This is a genomic window from Achromobacter sp. JCM 18799, from assembly GCF_055395645.1.
Genome location: NZ_AP043866.1, coordinates 5,051,622 through 5,067,395 on the forward strand (window position 1 = coordinate 5,051,622; position 15,774 = coordinate 5,067,395).

General features: G+C 65.7%; 16 protein-coding genes. 7 read left to right on the plus strand and 9 right to left on the minus strand.

The window, feature by feature from the left end:
* Positions 1 to 12 precede the first annotated feature (12 nt).
* Positions 13 to 1,479: a polyphosphate:AMP phosphotransferase gene (gene pap / locus ACZ5YA_RS23830; protein WP_059374150.1), complete on the minus strand. Its 1,467-nt coding sequence runs from the start codon at positions 1,477 to 1,479 to the stop codon at positions 13 to 15.
* 85 nt (positions 1,480 to 1,564) lie between these two features.
* On the minus strand, positions 1,565 to 2,428 hold the full coding sequence (locus ACZ5YA_RS23835; protein ID WP_280016605.1) for an MBL fold metallo-hydrolase: 864 nt from the start codon (positions 2,426 to 2,428) through the stop codon (positions 1,565 to 1,567).
* Between the two features lie 123 nt (positions 2,429 to 2,551).
* Between ACZ5YA_RS23835 and ACZ5YA_RS23840 the strand changes: the two genes are divergently transcribed.
* From ACZ5YA_RS23840 to ACZ5YA_RS23860, 5 genes are read left to right on the plus strand one after another with little or no spacing between them, the layout of a single operon-like run.
* Positions 2,552 to 2,896: an ArsR/SmtB family transcription factor gene (locus ACZ5YA_RS23840; RefSeq protein WP_059374152.1), complete on the plus strand. Its 345-nt coding sequence runs from the start codon at positions 2,552 to 2,554 to the stop codon at positions 2,894 to 2,896.
* Positions 2,893 to 3,324, plus strand: a complete 432-nt coding sequence (locus ACZ5YA_RS23845; protein ID WP_059374153.1) for a YeeE/YedE family protein — start codon at positions 2,893 to 2,895, stop codon at positions 3,322 to 3,324. Before ACZ5YA_RS23840 ends, ACZ5YA_RS23845 begins: the two co-directional genes overlap by 4 nt.
* A gap of 1 nt (position 3,325) precedes the next feature.
* The gene (locus ACZ5YA_RS23850; protein ID WP_059374154.1) at positions 3,326 to 3,745 is read left to right on the plus strand and encodes a DUF6691 family protein; all 420 of its coding nucleotides are present in this window, start codon (positions 3,326 to 3,328) and stop codon (positions 3,743 to 3,745) included.
* 18 nt (positions 3,746 to 3,763) lie between these two features.
* Positions 3,764 to 4,999: an NAD(P)/FAD-dependent oxidoreductase gene (locus ACZ5YA_RS23855; protein ID WP_059374155.1), complete on the plus strand. Its 1,236-nt coding sequence runs from the start codon at positions 3,764 to 3,766 to the stop codon at positions 4,997 to 4,999.
* 8 nt (positions 5,000 to 5,007) lie between these two features.
* Positions 5,008 to 5,832 (plus strand): sulfite exporter TauE/SafE family protein, encoded by an 825-nt coding sequence (locus ACZ5YA_RS23860; protein ID WP_059374156.1) that lies wholly within the window; start codon positions 5,008 to 5,010, stop codon positions 5,830 to 5,832.
* Between the two features lie 19 nt (positions 5,833 to 5,851).
* On the opposite strand, the gene ACZ5YA_RS23865 is transcribed toward ACZ5YA_RS23860, so the two are convergent.
* From ACZ5YA_RS23865 to ACZ5YA_RS23895, 7 genes are all read right to left on the minus strand, one after another.
* Positions 5,852 to 7,120 carry a phenylacetate--CoA ligase family protein gene (locus tag ACZ5YA_RS23865; protein WP_118933243.1) on the minus strand — a complete coding sequence of 423 codons (1,269 nt, stop codon included), beginning with the start codon at positions 7,118 to 7,120 and terminating at the stop codon, positions 5,852 to 5,854.
* 28 nt (positions 7,121 to 7,148) lie between these two features.
* Complete coding sequence (locus tag ACZ5YA_RS23870; RefSeq protein ID WP_088143324.1) at positions 7,149 to 7,991, minus strand: ABC transporter ATP-binding protein; 843 nt, start codon at positions 7,989 to 7,991, stop codon at positions 7,149 to 7,151.
* A gap of 60 nt (positions 7,992 to 8,051) precedes the next feature.
* Positions 8,052 to 9,392, minus strand: coding sequence for an ABC transporter substrate-binding protein (locus tag ACZ5YA_RS23875; RefSeq protein WP_118933242.1), 1,341 nt, complete (start codon positions 9,390 to 9,392; stop codon positions 8,052 to 8,054).
* A 126-nt stretch (positions 9,393 to 9,518) separates the two neighbouring features.
* A complete protein-coding gene (locus ACZ5YA_RS23880) occupies positions 9,519 to 10,583 on the minus strand; it encodes a branched-chain amino acid ABC transporter permease (protein WP_059374159.1) in 1,065 nt (354 codons plus the stop codon).
* A gap of 26 nt (positions 10,584 to 10,609) precedes the next feature.
* Entirely contained in the window at positions 10,610 to 11,539 is a 930-nt protein-coding gene (locus ACZ5YA_RS23885) for a branched-chain amino acid ABC transporter permease (RefSeq protein ID WP_464091322.1), read from the minus strand.
* An 11-nt stretch (positions 11,540 to 11,550) separates the two neighbouring features.
* The gene (locus tag ACZ5YA_RS23890) at positions 11,551 to 12,348 is read right to left on the minus strand and encodes an ABC transporter ATP-binding protein (protein WP_054456930.1); all 798 of its coding nucleotides are present in this window, start codon (positions 12,346 to 12,348) and stop codon (positions 11,551 to 11,553) included.
* A 5-nt stretch (positions 12,349 to 12,353) separates the two neighbouring features.
* Positions 12,354 to 14,330: an AMP-dependent synthetase/ligase gene (locus ACZ5YA_RS23895; protein ID WP_059374160.1), complete on the minus strand. Its 1,977-nt coding sequence runs from the start codon at positions 14,328 to 14,330 to the stop codon at positions 12,354 to 12,356.
* A gap of 169 nt (positions 14,331 to 14,499) precedes the next feature.
* Between ACZ5YA_RS23895 and ACZ5YA_RS23900 the strand changes: the two genes are divergently transcribed.
* Together ACZ5YA_RS23900 and ACZ5YA_RS23905 are read left to right on the plus strand one after the other, a co-directional pair.
* A complete protein-coding gene (locus tag ACZ5YA_RS23900; RefSeq protein WP_059374161.1) occupies positions 14,500 to 15,204 on the plus strand; it encodes a Crp/Fnr family transcriptional regulator in 705 nt (234 codons plus the stop codon).
* Between the two features lie 63 nt (positions 15,205 to 15,267).
* A complete protein-coding gene (locus tag ACZ5YA_RS23905) occupies positions 15,268 to 15,729 on the plus strand; it encodes a MarR family winged helix-turn-helix transcriptional regulator (protein ID WP_054456924.1) in 462 nt (153 codons plus the stop codon).
* The last annotated feature ends 45 nt before the right edge of the window (positions 15,730 to 15,774 follow it).

Sequence of the window (15,774 nt, forward strand, 5' to 3'; positions counted from 1 at the left end):
TCCAGGCGGGATTCAGAGTTGATCTTCCATGGCTTCGACGATGTGTCGCAGCACTTGCAATCGAGCGTAGCGCTTGTCGTTGGCCGAAACCAGATGCCACGGCGCGTGCGCGACGTCGGTGCGCGTCAGCATTTCGTTGGTGGCGGCCGCGTAGTCCTTCCATTTGTCGCGGTTGCGCCAGTCGTCGGGCGTGATCTTGAAGTTCTTGAAGGGCGAATTCTCGCGCTCCTTGAAGCGCTCCAGCTGCACGTCGGGCGTGACCGCCAGCCAGAACTTCAGCACCAGCGCGCCGCTGGCGGCCAGTTGGCCCTCGAAGTCGTTGATCTCGGCATAGGCGCGGCGCCAGTTGGCCGGCGCGGTCAGCTTCTCGACGCGCTCGACCAGCACGCGGCCGTACCAGGAGCGATCGAAAATGGCGATGCGTCCATGGCGCGGCACGTGGCGCCAGAAGCGCCACAGATAGGGCCGGGCCAGTTCCTCGGTGGTGGGCGCGGCGATCGGCGTGATGTCGAACTGGCGCGCATCCAGCGCATGCGTCACGCGCCGGATCGCGCCTCCCTTGCCGGCCGCGTCCTGGCCCTCGAACACCAGCACCAGCGAGCGTTCCTGGAATTTCCTGGAACGGGCCGCGCGCGCCAGCCGCCCTTGCAGCAGGCCCAGTTCGGATTCGTAGTCGTCCTTTTCGGTCTTGGCGTTGTAGTCCAGGTCGCCCAGGCGGTCGACGATGCGCGTGGGGCTGGCATGCGCCACGAAGGCGGGCGGGATGCGCGGCACGCCGCGCTGGCGCATGGCAGCCAGCACCGCTTCGGCCGTACGCGCCGCGCGCATGTCCTCGTCGGCGCTGGGGATCACGACCCAGGGGGCGTGGCCGCTGTCCGTATGGTTCAGCACCACCTGGCCGGCGTTGCGGATGCGGTCGTATTTCTTGTAGACCTTGAGATCGACCGGGCTGACCTGCCAGGAGGTTTCAGGGCTGGCCAATAATCGCTCGGCACGCGCTTTCTGGGCCTGGGCCGACAGATGGAACCAGAGCTTGACGATCTGGACGCCCTCGGCCGCAAGCATGGCCTCGAAGCGGCGGATCGCGGCGGCCTGGGCTTCTATGCTGTTCTGGTCAGGCTTCTTGCGCGTGGCTTCGAGCACCAGCGGCGTATACCAGGAACCGAAGACGATGCCGGTGCTGCCCTTGGGCGGCAGATCGTGCCAGTAGCGCCAGAAGGGCGGACGCTCCAGCGCGGGGCCTTCGCGCGGTCCGTAGGCCAGCGTCTTGATATGGCGCGGATCCATCCATTCGTTCAGCAGGTTGACGGTGGCGCCCTTGCCGGCGCCGTCGATGCCGGCGATGACCACCAGCAGCGTCTTGTCCGCGTTCTGCAGGCGCTGGTATTGCGCGTTCAGCAAGGCGACGCGCAGCTTCGCTTCCAGCGGCTTGAATTCTTCCTTGGACAGGCTGGGGTCGGCTTCGGCTTCTGCAAACATGGGGGGATCCATCTGATCGGCAATTCTGCGATCAGCCGATCTTGCGGGATAAGCCCCAGGCGCGCAAGCCCGGATCGCGGCGCGGTCAGAGCGCGTCGACGGGGATCTTCAGGTAGCGCACGCCGTTGTCCTCGGCCGGCGGGAAGTGGCCGGCGCGGATGTTGACCTGGATGGCGGGCAGGATGAGGGTGGGCATGGAGAGCGTGGCGTCGCGCCGGGTGCGCATGTCCACGAATGCGTCTTCGCCTATGCCGTCGCGCACGTGGATGTTGGCGCGGCGCTGTTCGGCCACCGTGGTCTGCCAGGAGGCTTCGCGCCCGGCGGGCGGGTAGTCGTGGCACATGTACAGCCGGGTTTCGGCGGGCAGGCTCAGCAGGCGCTGGATGGAATGGTAGAGCTGATGGGCGTCGCCGCCGGGGAAGTCGCAGCGCGCCGTGCCCACGTCCGGCATGAACAGCGTGTCGCCGACGAAGGCGGCATCGCCGATCAGATAGGCCATGTCGGCCGGCGTGTGGCCGGGCACGTGGATGGCCTGCGCCGTCAGCGCGCCGATGCGGAAGGTCTCGCCGTCCTTGAACAGATGGCCGAACTGCGAGCCGTCCAGCTGGAACTCCGGCTCCAGGTTGAAGATCTTCTTGAAGACGCCCTGCACGGTCTGGATGCTTTGGCCGATAGCGATGACTCCGCCAAGCTGGCGCTGCAGGTAGGGCGCGGCCGACAGGTGGTCGGCATGGGCATGGGTTTCCAGCAGCCATTCCGTCTTCAGGCCGTGCTGGCGCACGTAGTCGGCCACGCGGTCGGCGCTGGCGGTGCTGCTGCGGCCGGACTTGGGATCGTAGTCCAGCACCGAGTCGATGATGGCGCAGGCGCCGCCTGGCGCGGGCTCATGCACCACATAGGTGACGGTGGCGGTGACGGTGTCGAAGAAGGCCTGGATCTGGGGAGACATGGACGCTCGCGTCGCAGCGAGTGGCTGCATCAGGAAACAATATATGTATTTCAATAATATTGTTGAATATTATATTAGTCAATATAATGATCAAATCCTACCCAGCAGATTGATGCGCATCAAATGAATCATGTCCTGACCGAGTGCGAAGCCGCCGCCCTGCGCGAATCCGCCTCCCAAGCTTGCGCCTTGCTCAAGGCGCTGGCCAATGAAGACCGCCTGCTGCTGCTGTGCCAACTGGTCCAGAACGAGCGCAATGTGAGCGAGCTCGAATCGCTGACCGGCATCCGCCAGCCCACCTTGTCCCAGCAGCTGGGCGTACTGCGCGACGAAGGGCTGGTCGCGACCCGGCGCGAGGGCAAGTACGTCTATTACCAGATGGCCAGCTTCGAGGTCAGCCAGGTGATGAAGACCTTATCCAGTTTGTACTGCGGCCGGACCATGGAGTCACTGGAGTCACTGAAATGAGCATTGCCTGGACCTCCTTCACTCCTGTATCCGCCGGCGCGGGCGGCTTGCTCATCGGCGCCGCGGCCGTGCTGCTGATGGCGGGTGCGGGCCGCATCGCCGGCATCAGCGGCATCCTGGGCGGGCTGCTGCCTCCCGAGCGCGGCGGCATGTGGCGCGTGGCCTTCCTGATCGGCCTGTTCGCCGCGCCATGGCTGTACCGCCTGGGCAGCGCCTTGCCGCCCGTCGTGGTCGAAGCCAGCACGACGCGCCTGATCGTGGCGGGCCTGCTGGTGGGCATCGGCACCCGTTACGCCTCGGGCTGCACCAGCGGCCATGGGGTCTGCGGCGTGTCGCGCGGATCGCGCCGCTCGCTGACCGCCACCGCCCTGTTCATGGCTGCCGGCTTTGTCGTGGTCTATGCCACGCGCCATCTGGGAGGACTCTGACATGGTTGCGCTGATCGCTTTCGCGTCAGGCCTGGTATTCGGGCTGGGCCTGATCATTTCCGGCATGGCCAACCCGGCCAAGGTGCTGGGCTTTCTGGATATCGGCGGCGCCTGGGACCCGTCGCTGGCCTTCGTCATGGGCGGCGGCGTGCTGGTCACGGCGGTGGGCTTCGCTTTCCTGCGCCGCCGCCGCGCCAGCCTGTCGGGCGAACCCCTGCGCTGGCCCACGGCCACGCGCGTGGACCTGCGCCTGGCCGCGGGCAGCCTGGCGTTTGGCGCGGGCTGGGGGCTGGCCGGCTTCTGCCCGGGGCCGGCGCTGGTGGCGGCATCCGCCGGCGTGTCCGAGGCCCTGATCTTCGTGGCCGCCATGGTTGCCGGCATGGCAATATTTTCAGTCCTGGAAAAATTCAAAAGCCGGTAGACCGGCAAGGAGACAAGCATGCCGATAGCAGAGGCGCAGCGCGATTTCGATGTGGTGGTGGTGGGCGGCGGATCGGCGGGCATAGGCGTCACCGCCAGCCTGCTGCGCCGCCGCCCGGACCTGCGCATCGGCGTGATCGAACCCAGCGACAAGCACTACTACCAGCCGGCCTGGACGCTGGTAGGCGGAGGCGCCTTCGACGTCGCCAAGACCGTGCGCCCGACCCGCGAAGTCATGCCCAGGCGCGCCACCTGGCTGCAGGCGGCCGCGGCTGGCTTCGAACCCGAGGCCAACCGCGTGCTGCTGTCCGACGGCCGGGCGGTGAGCTACCAGCAGCTGATCGTCTGCCCCGGCCTGCGCCTGGCCTGGGACAAGATCGAGGGCCTGGCCGACACGCTGGGCAAGAATGGCGTCAGTTCCAACTACCGCTACGACCTGGCGCCCTATACCTGGGAACTGGTGCGCGGGTTGAAGGGCGGGCAGGCGCTGTTCACGCAGCCGGCCATGCCCATCAAATGCGCCGGCGCGCCGCAAAAGGCCATGTACCTGGCCTGCGACCACTGGAAGCGCACCGGCGTGCTGGACCGCATCGACGTGGAGTTCGACCTGGCCGGCGCGGCGCTGTTCGGCGTCCCCACGTTTGTTCCGCCGCTGATGCGCTATGTCGAAAGCTACGGCATCGCGCTGGCCTTCAACTCGGCGCTGGTGGCGGTGGACGGCGCGGCACGCAAGGCCTGGTTCGATCTCAAGGACGCCGACGGCGCGGTGACGCGCGTGGAAAAGTCCTTCGACATGCTGCACGCGGTGCCGCCGCAGGTGCCGCATGACTTCCTGAAGAACAGCCCGCTGGCTGACGCCGCCGGCTGGTGCGAAGTGGATCCGTCCACGCTGCTGCACGTGCGCCACGGCAACGTATTCGGACTGGGTGACGGCATCTGCACCAGCAATGCCAAGACCGCCGCGGCCGCGCGCAAGCAGATCGTCACGGTGGCCGAAAACTTGCTGGCGCTGCGCGAGGGCTACGCCATGCCCGTCAAGTACGACGGCTACGGCTCCTGCCCGCTGACGGTGGAGCGCGGCCGCATCGTGCTGGCCGAGTTCGGCTACGGCGGCAAGCTGCTGCCCACCTTCCCGCTGGACCCGACCGTGCCGCGCAAGAGCGCCTGGTTCCTCAAGGCCACGATGCTGCCCTGGATCTACTGGAACGGCATGCTCAAGGGCCGCGAATGGCTGGCCCGCCCGCTGGGTAACTGAGCGTCTCCATGATCGATACGGTGTTGGCCGCCAGCGCGGCGCTGGGGGCGTGCGTGGGCCTGATACTCGGGCTGACCGGCGCGGGCGGCGCCATCATGGCGGTGCCTCTGCTGGTCTTCGGCCTGCACCTGCAGGTGTCGCAGGCCGCGCCCATCGCCCTGTTGGCGGTGGGGCTGTCGGCCGCCCTGGGCGCGGTGCTTGGCCTGCGCAAAGGGCAGGTGCGCTATCGCGCGGCGGGCTTCATGGCCGTTACCGGCATCCTGGTGTCGCCGCTGGGTCTGTGGGCGGCGCGGCGTTTGCCCAATGCGCCGCTGGCCATCATCTTCGCCGGCGTGCTGGGCATGGTGGCTTGGCGCATGTGGAACCAAGGCAACAAGCCGGCGGCGCAGGCCGCGCCGCGCACGCCGCCCTGCCAGCTCAACGCCAGCACCGGCCGGCTGCGCTGGACCGCGCCCTGCGCGCGCGCCTTGACGGGTGCGGGGCTGATCGCGGGATTCCTGTCCGGCCTCTTGGGCGTGGGGGGCGGCTTCGTCATCGTGCCCGCGCTGCGGCGCGCTACCGACCTGACCATGCAGGCCATCGTCGGCACGTCGCTGGCCGTGATCGCGCTGGTGTCCGCCAGCGGCGTCGTGGCCGCGGCGGCGGGCGGGCATCTGGACTGGCGTATCGCCGCGCCTTTCACGGCGGCGGCGGTGCTGGGCATGCTGGGCGGGCGCAAGGTGGCCGACCGGTTTCCCCCGCGCCGCCTGCAGCAGAGCTTTGCGCTGTTCGCGGGCCTGGTGGCCGTGGCGATGCTGGTGAAGGGCGTGCTGGCGCTGCTCGCGGCCGCATGAGGCCGCGAGCCCGCGTCGCTTACTCGTAGGTGCGGATATCGTCGATGACCTTGCCGTCGTTCGGCAGGCCATCCGCATCCACCCATTCCACGTCGCTGCGCAGCTTGGTCACGTCGCGCACCGATTCGGCGATGCGCTTGCCCAGCTCTTCGCTGCGTACCCGCGATTCCACTTTGAGCACCATGCGGTCGGACCCCGTGCTGCCGCTGATCACCAGCCGCGCGCGCAGGATCTCGGGATGGCGGCGCGCCACGTCGGCCACCTGCGACGGATGCACGAACATGCCGCGCACCTTGGTGGTCTGGTCCGCGCGCCCCATCCAGCCCTTGATGCGGGTGTTGGTGCGCCCGCAGGGCGAAATACCGGGCATGACGGCGGACAGGTCGCCGGTGCCGAAGCGCACCAGCGGATAGTCCGGATTCAAGGTGGTGACCACGACCTCGCCGACTTCGCCGTCCGGCACGGGTTCGCCGGTGCCGGGGCGCACGATTTCGACAATGATGTCCTCGCCCAGAACCAGGCCTTCACGGGCCGGGGTTTCAAACGCGACCATGCCCAGGTCGGCGCTGCCGTAGGCCTGGTAGCCGTCGATGCCACGCGCGGCCAGCCAGTCGCGCAGCGACGGCGGAAAGGCTTCGCCGGACACCAGCGCGCGGCGCAGCGAATCCAGCTTCACGCCCAGCTCGTCGGCTTTTTCAAGGATGATCTTGAGGAAGCTGGGCGTGCCGGTATAGCCGGTGGGCGCCAGGTCCTGGATCGCGCGCACTTGCTGTTCTGTCTGGCCAGTGCCGCCGGGAAACACGGTGCAGCCCACGGCATGCGCCGCGGTTTCCATCATGGAGCCGGCGGGGGTGAAGTGATACGAAAAGCAGTTGTAGGCCAGCTCGCCGGCGCGGAATCCCGCGGCGTGCAGAGCCCGGGCGAAGCGCCAGTAATCGCTGCGCGCGCTTTCCGGCTCGTAGATGGGACCGGGGGACGCGAACACCCGCATCGCCTCGCCCCAGCCGATGGCGGAGAAGCCACCGAAGGCTTTCTGCGGTCCGGCAGGCGCGGCCGCGTCGGCGCGGCTGTGCTGCTGGCGTTCCAGCAGTTCGTGCTTGCGCAGCACCGGCAGGCCCGCGAGGGCCGCGCGCGACGTGATGGCGGCGGGGTCGATGCCGCGCAGCTGCTCGGCGATGGCGGGCGCGCGCGCAATGGCCCGCGCGATCGCGCCGGGCAGGGCGGCCATCAGCTCGCGCTCGCGTTGCTCGGGCGCTCTGGTTTCGAGAACATCAAAAAACTGGGACATGGGATCACACCCTCTCGTATGCCAGGGATCACGCCAGCCAGCGCTTGCGCCGGCGGTAGAACTTGTTGTCGCGGAAACTCTTGCGTTCGCCGCTGGAGATGCCCAGATAGAACTCCTTCACGTCCTCGTTCTGGGCCAGGTCGGCCGCCGCGCCGTCCATCATCACGCGGCCGTTTTCCAGGATGTAGCCGTAGTCGGCGTAGCGCAGCGCAATGTTGGTGTTCTGCTCGGCGAGCAAAAAGCTGACACGCTCGCGCTGGTTCAGGTCGCGCACGATCTCGAAGATTTCCTCGACGATCTGCGGCGCCAGGCCCATGGAGGGCTCGTCCAGCAAGATCATGTTCGGGTTGGCCATCAGTGCGCGGCCGATCGCGGTCATCTGCTGTTCGCCGCCCGAGGTGTAGCCGGATTGGCTGGCGCGGCGCTGCTTCAGGCGCGGAAAATACTGGTAGACGCGGTCCAGCGCCGCCGCGGTGTCGGCGCGGCTCATGCTGCGCGTATAGGCGCCGGTCAGCAGATTTTCCTCGATGGTCAGGTGGGCAAAACAATGCCGGCCCTCCATCACCTGCACCACACCGCGCTTGACCAATTCCGCCGGCGACAGCTTCTCGATGCGCTGGTCGCGGTATTGGATGTGGCCCTTGGTGACGTCGCCGCGCTCGCCCTTGAGCAAGTTTGAGATGGCGCGCAACGTGGTGGTCTTGCCCGCGCCGTTGGCGCCCAGCAAGGCCACGATCTTGCCTTCCGGCACTTGCAGGGAAACGCCCTTGAGCACCAGGATCACGTGGTTGTAGATCACCTCGATGCCGTTCACGTCGAGCAGCACCTTGGGGGTGTCTGCGGGTACTGCGGAAGTCGTTGCAGCGGTCATGGCTGTTCCTGCGGCTTGGTGGCCGCCGGCCCCTTATGCAGGACCGGCGGCCGGTTCACATCAGTTCTCGCAAGTGCGGGGCGTGATGTTCTTTTCTTTCGCGTACTTCGCTGCGCTTTCCTTGACCATCGGGTCCAGGATGGTCTTGTCGGCCTGGTACCAGTCGGAGGCGACCTTGAACTTCGCGCCGTCCCACTGCACGATGCGGGCCCAGTCGTCGCCCTTGTGGTTGCTGCAAGAGGTCTTGACCGGACGCATGATCTGGCCGAAGCCCAGCTTGTCCAGCTTCTCCTGCGTCAGGTCCAGGTTCTCGAAGCCCCAGCGCACCTGGTCCGGCGTCAGCGCCTTGCCCTTGCCGAACTTTTCCTGCGCGGTGCGGATCGCTTCCACCTGCAGCATCGAGATCATCATGCCGCGGGTATGGGCGATGGTGCCCAGCGTGGTCTTGCCGGTCTTGTCCGAACCCTGGCCCTTGTCGTAGACGAACTTCTTCAGGTCGTCGTAGACCTTGTCGTGTTCGGCGCCGCTGTTGTGGATGGTGATGGCGTTGTAGCCCTTGGCGACATCGCCCAGGTCCTTCACGTCGCCTTCCGAGCCGGCCCACCAGATGGCGTACATCTTGTCGCGCGGATAGCCGCTGGCCTGGGCTTCGCGGATGGCGGTCGGCGTCATGATGCCGGCGCTCCACAGCAGCACGTAGTTGGGGCGCGCCTGGCGGATCTGCAGCCAGGTGGACTTCTGTTCCACGCCGGGGGCGGTCACGGGATAGAGCACCAGCTCGAAGCCTTCCTTGGCCGCGCGCTTCTGCAACAGGGGGATCGGCTCCTTGCCGTACGGCGAGTCGTGGTAGACCAGGGCGATCTTCTTGCCCTTGAGCTTGTCCATGCCGCCTTCTTTCTTGGCGATGTCCTGGATCATCACGTCGGCCGCGGTCCAGTAGGTGCCCAGCAGCGGGAAGTTCCACTCGAACACGCTGCCGTCGACCGACTGCGACAGGCCGTAGCCCATCGTTTCGACCGGCACCTTGTCGACCATGGCCTTGTCGCTGACGGCGAAGGTGATGCCGGTGGACTGGGTGTCGAAGCCCGATGCCCCGGTTCCCTTGCCCTTCAGGCGCTCGTAGCATTCCACGCCGCGGTCGGTGGCGTAGGCGGTTTCGCACTCTTCGTACGTGATCTTGACGCCGTTGACGCCGCCATCGCGTTCGTTGACCAGCTTCAGGTAGTCCAGCTTGCCGTCGGCCCAGGGAATGCCCAGGGGCGCGAAGGACCCGGTGCGATACACCAGCAACGGAACGAACTGCTCTTCCGCCGCCATTGCCGGCGTGGCCACGGCGCCTGCGGCGCCGGCTGCGGCCATCAAAGCTGCCGCCAACTTCAGGTTAAGACGCTTCATCTCCATTTACCTCCTGCGTGGTGTTTGGGTCAGTAAACCCTGGGACACCGGGATTGGCCCGGTCTTGAGCCGGGTATTCAGGGCGGGTCCGCCGCGCTTGTGCCGCCGCGGACCGCGGAAATCAATGCGAAATCAATGCGGGAACGGCCAGATGCGCAGCTTTTCCTTGCCGATGCTCCACAGCCTGGCCAGTCCGTGCGGTTCGGCGATCAGGAAGAACACGATCAGCGCGCCGAACACCATGTGTTCGATGTGCGCCGCCGTGTCCACCGACAGCGGGATGCCCAGCGCGTGCGGGATGTTGGACAGCGCCACCGGCACCAGCACGATGAACGCCGCACCGAAGAAGCTGCCGATGATCGAACCCAGCCCGCCGATGATGACCATGAACAGCAGCTGGAACGAACGCGTCAGGTCGAACGCCAGCGGTTCCCATGAACCCAGGTGGATGTAGCCCCACAAGGCCCCGGCCACGCCGACGATGAACGAGCTGACCGCGAAGGCCGTGAGCTTGGCGTACATGGGGCGGATGCCGATGACGGAGGCCGCCACGTCCATGTCGCGGATCGCCATCCACTGGCGGCCGATGGCGCCGCGCACCAGGTTCTTGGCCAACAGGCTGAAGATGACGACCAGGATCAGCACGAACAGGTACTTTTCCAGCGCGCTCTGCACCGGCAGGCCGAAGGCCGTCAGCGGCGGCACCGAGACGTTGCCGGACGACGAGTAGTTGGTGAAGAAGGGAATGCGCAGGAACGCCCAGTCCACGAAGAACTGCGCGGCCAGCGTCGCCACCGCCAGGTACAGGCCGCGGATGCGCAGGCTGGGTATGCCGAAGATCACGCCCACGATGGTGGCGAAGAAGCCGCCCAGCAGGATCTGGACGACCAGCGGCATGCCGGGAAAGCGAACGCCGAAGTTCCAGGCCGCATAGGCGCCCACCGCCATGAAGGCGCCGGTGCCTAGCGAGATCTGGCCGCAATAGCCCACCAGGATGTTCAGGCCCACGGCGGCGAGCGCCAGGATCAGGAACGGGATCAGGATGGCGCGCAGCAGGTAGTCGCTGGCCATGGCCGGGATGGCGACGAACGCCACCGCCAGCAGCAGCCAGATGAAGATGCGGTCCTGGCGGATCGGGAAGATCTGCTGGTCAGCGCGATAGCTGGTCTTGAACTGGCCGTTTTCGCGATAGAACATGTTTTTATCCTAGAGGGCCTTTGGGCTCAGACACGGTCGATGATCTTCTCGCCGAACAGCCCTTGCGGACGGAACAGCAGGAACACCAGCGCCAGCACATAGGCGAACCAGGTTTCGATACCGCCGCCCACCAGCGACCCCAAATAGACCTCGGACAGCTTTTCGCCCACGCCGATGATCAGGCCGCCCAGGATGGCGCCCGGCACCGAGGTCAGGCCGCCCAGGATCACCACCGGCAGGGCCCGCAGCGCCGCGGTGGACAGCGTGAACTGCACGCCGAACTTCGAGCCCCAGATGATCCCGGCCACCAGCGCGACCAGCCCGGCCACGCTCCAGACGATCACCCAGATGCGGTTCAACGGAATGCCGATGGACTGCGCGGCCTGGTGATCGTCGGCCACCGCGCGCAGGGCGCGGCCGGTCGAGGTGTACTGGAAGAACAGCGCCAGCGCGGCCACCAGCAGGGCGGCGATCACCGCTGCGGTAAGGTCTTCCAGGTTGATCAGCAATCCGCCCTCGAAGACCGAGTCCAGGATCATCAGCGGATCCTTGGGCATGCCGACGTTGATGGAATACACCGAGCTGCCGAAAGTGATCTGGCCCAGGCCATCCAGGAAGTAGCTGATGCCCAGCGTGGCCATCAGCAGGGTGGTGGCTTCCTGGTTGACCAGGTGGCGCAGCACGAAGCGTTCGATGGCGACCGCCAGCAGGAACATCACGATGGCGCTGACGATGAATGCCAGCACGTTGGCCAGGATCATGTTGTCAAAGCCGAACCAGCGCGGCAGCCACTCCGAGAAGCGGGCCATGGACAGCGCGGCGACCAGCACCATCGCGCCCTGCGCGAAGTTGAAGACGCCGGACGCCTTGAAGATCAGCACAAAGCCCAGGCCGATCAGGGCATACAGCATGCCGCTCATCAGGCCGCCGAGTAAGGTCTCTAGAAAAAATCCCATGTCTGTCCGCCTTAGTGCGATACGCCGAGGTAAGCTCGGATGACGTCTTCGTTGGCACGGACCTCGTCCGGCTTGCCGTCGCCGATCTTCTTGCCGTAGTCCAGCACCACGACGCGGTCCGAGATATCCATGACCACGCCCATGTCGTGCTCGATCAGCACGATGGTGGTGCCGAACTCGTCGTTCACATCCAGGATGAAGCGGCTCATGTCCTGCTTCTCTTCGATGTTCATGCCGGCCATGGGCTCGTCCAGCAGCAGCAGGCGCGGCTCCATCGCCAGCGCGCGGCCCAGGTCCACGCGTTTTTGCAGGCCGTAGGGCAGCCGGCCCACGGGCGTCTTGCGGTAGGCCTGGATTTCCAGGAAGTCGACGATGTTCTCGACGAATTCGCGGTGCTTGATCTCTTCGCGCTCGGCCGGCCCCAGGCGGAAGGCCTGGGCCAGCAGCCCGCACTTCATGCGCAGGTTGCGGCCGGTCATGATGTTGTCCAGCACGCTCATGCCCTTGAACAGGGCCAGGTTCTGGAACGTGCGCGCGATGCCCATTTCAGCGGCGCGGCGCGGATTCATGCGCGAGAAGCGTTCGCCGCGGAATTCGATGCCGCCCTGCTGCGGCGTGTAGACGCCGTTGATGACGTTGAGCATCGAGCTCTTGCCGGCGCCGTTGGGGCCGATGATGGCGCGGATCTCGTGTTCGCGCACGTTGAAGGATATGTCCGTCAGCGCCTTCACGCCGCCGAAGGACAGCGAGATGTTCTGCATGTCCAGCATGACGTCGCCGATACGCTGGTCGCGGTCGTTGTTGCTCATGATCTCTACGCGGCCTTGGCAGTAATGGCGGGAAACGTCTTGACCGGGCGGATCTTCAGATCCGCCGAGATCTTGCCGGTGCGTCCGTCTTCGAATTTCACTTCGGTCTCGATGAACTGCGACTGCTTGCCACCAAAGAGCGCGTCGATCAGCACGCCGTACTTCTGCGCGATGAAGGCGCGGCGCACCTTGCGCGTGCGGGTCAGTTCGTCGTCGTCCGGATCCAGTTCCTTGTGCAGGATCAGGAAGCGGCTGATCTGCGAGGCCGACAGCTTGGGATCGGTGGCCAGGTCGGCGTTGACCTGTTCCACGCATTCGGCGATCAGCTGGTAGACCTCGTCCTTGGACGCCAGGTCGGTGTAGCCGGCATAGGGCATGCCGCGGCGTTCGGCCCAGTTGCCCACGGCTTCCAGGTCGATGTTGATGAAGGCGCACACGTCGTCGCGGTTGGCGCCGAAGGCGACCGCTTCCTTGATGTGCTGGAAGAACTTGAGCTTGTTCTCGATGTACTTGGGCGCGAACAGGGCGCCGTTGGCGAGCTTGCCCACGTCCTTGGCGCGGTCGATGATCTTCAACTGGCCGTCGGTGTCCAGATAGCCCGCGTCGCCCGTATGGAACCAGCCGTCGGCGCTGCGCGCTTCGGCGGTGGCTTCGGGGTTGCGGTAGTACTCCTTGAAGAGCCCGGGGCTCTTGACCAGGATCTCGCCGTTGTCGGCCACGCGGATCTCCACGCCTTCGACGGGCGGGCCCACGGTGTCGTCGCGTACCTGGCCGTCGGGCTGCACGCAGACGAAGACCGAGGTTTCGGTGGAGCCGTAGAGCTGCTTGAGGTTGATGCCGATGGAGCGGTAGAACACGAACAGGTCGGGGCCGATGGCCTCGCCCGCGGTATAGGCCACGCGCACCCGGCTCATGCCCAGCGCGTTGCGCAGCGGACCGTAGATCATCATGTTGCCCAGCGCGTAGCGCAGACGGTCCCAGGCGCCGACCTGCTCGCCGTCCAGGATCTTGGCGCCCACGCGGCGCGCGAGCTTCATGCAGGCCGCGAACAGCTTGCGTTTGATCAGTCCCGCGTCTTCCATGCGGATCATCACGTGTGTCAGCAGGCCTTCCAGCACGCGCGGCGGCGCGAAGTAATAGGTGGGGCCGATGTCGCGCATGTCGATCGACACGGTGTCGGGCGATTCAGGATGGTTCACGGTAAAGCCCGTTACCAGCAGCTGCGTGTACGAGAACATGTTCTGGCCGATCCAGGCGGGCGGCAGATAGGCCAGCACGTCTTCCTGGTCGGTCAGCTTTTCCATATCGGACACGGCGCGCGCGCGGTCGATCAGGGCATGGTGCGTGAGCACCACGCCCTTGGGCTTGCCGGTGGTGCCGGAGGTGTAGAACATGGCGGCCGGATCATGCGGCTGCACGGCTGCGACGGCCTGGTCGAAGAAGCCGGGATGCTGTTTGGCGTACTCGCGGCCCAGCTCTTCCAGCTGTTCATACGAGCGCAGCATCGGGTCGGTGTAATGGCGCAGGCCGCGCGGATCGTCATACACCACGTGCTTGAGCGCGGGACATTGCTCGTGGACTTCGAGCATCTTGTCGACCTGTTCCTGATCTTCGACGATGGCCACGCTGATCTCGGCGTCCTGCAGCACGTAGACCATTTCCTGCGCCACGGCATCCTGGTAGAGCGGAACCGGTATCGCACCGAGCGACTGCGCAGCCATCATGGCCATGTACAGGCGCGGGCGGTTTTCGCCGATCACGGCCACGTGCATGCCGGGTTTGATGCCCAATGCGGCCAAGCCATGCGCGACGTGCCGGACATGCTCCGCCACTTCGGACCACGTGAGGGTTTGCCAGATCCCCAGATCTTTTTCGCGTATGGCGGGCCGCGACCCACGAACGCTGGCATGCGTGAACAGCAGCGCCGGAAAGGTATCCAGCGCCGCCGGCATCTGTGCAGATGCGGGCGGTGTATGTGCCACGATGTCTCCTCCGGTTTGGGCGCATCGGGCCGGGAGTCCGCGAGAGCGGCGGCGGCGATGAGGCGCTTGACCAGTTGGTTTTAGATTTACGGCAGGAGTTAAGGTATAAGGTTGGGTTGCTACCAACTGTCACCATCGCGACATTCAAGGAACTTTTAGGGTATTCCCGATGCAGCTATCCGACTCCCTGCAACTCGCCGCCGCCTGGTTTCGCGTGCTCAGCCGCGATCAGCAAGAGCGCGTCGAGCGGGACCTTACCGTGCAGCAGGTGGTTGCCGGGTCGATCATAGAGCGCAAAGGTGAACTCGCCCAGGCTTGGATAGGAGTGCTGGCAGGGTTGGTCAAGGTTTCGGTGGGCAATGCGGAAGGCAAGGTGGCTTCGCTGACCGGCGTGCCTGCGGGCGGCTGGATCGGCGAGGGTTCGCTGCTCAAGCGCGAGATCCGCAAGTACGACATCGTTGCGCTGCGGGATTCGGTGGTGGCGCGTTTGCCGGCCACCACGTTCGACTGGCTGCTGGACAGCAGCATCCCATTCAACCGCTATCTGCTCCACCAATTGAACGAGCGCGTGGCGCAGTTCATCGGCAAGGCGGAGTACGACCGTTTGCTGGACCCGGATGCGCGCGTGGCCCGCTGCCTGGCCGAACTCTTCAACCCTTTGCTGTATCCCGGCATGGGCATGCGCCTGGCGATTACGCAGGAAGAAGTCGGCTATCTGGCCCGGGTGTCGCGCCAGCGCGCCAACCAGGCGCTGCGCAAGCTGGAAGAGGCGGGCCTGCTGAACGTGGAATACGGCGCTGTCCGGGTGCTGGACCTGGACGGTCTGAAACAATACGGGTCGGACCGTGCCGCGGCCGAGGGGGAGCCGGCATAGGCGCCGGCGGTTTTGCTAGAAATAGTTGTTGACGATAAATCGTGCGCTATTTAATATTGCACAATGAAATCTCGATCCAAAGCCAAGGCTGCATTCAATCCGCTGCTGCTGGACAGCCAGCTGTGCTTCGCCCTGTACTCGACTTCGCTGGCGATGAACAAGGTGTACCGCAAGCTGCTGCGCGGGCTGGATCTGACCTATCCGCAGTACCTGGTGATGCTCGTGCTGTGGGAAGGCGACGAGATTACGGTGACGGATATCGGCGAGCGCCTGTTCCTGGATTCGGCCACGCTGACGCCGCTGCTCAAGCGCCTGGAAGCGGCGGGCCTGGTGACGCGCAAGCGCGCCGTGGAAGACGAGCGCCAGGTGATCGTCGGGCTGACCCGCCAGGGCCGCGAACTGCGCGCGCAGGCCGAGGCCGTGCCGCACTCGATCGCGGGCGCCGCGCAGTGTTCGCTGGAAGAGGCGCAAGGTATGATGAAAACGCTGCATGCGCTGCGGGAGAAGCTGAGCGCAAGTCTTTGAAGTAGCGGGCCAGGCCCGCTACTGTTAGGTTAAATAAATAGTGCG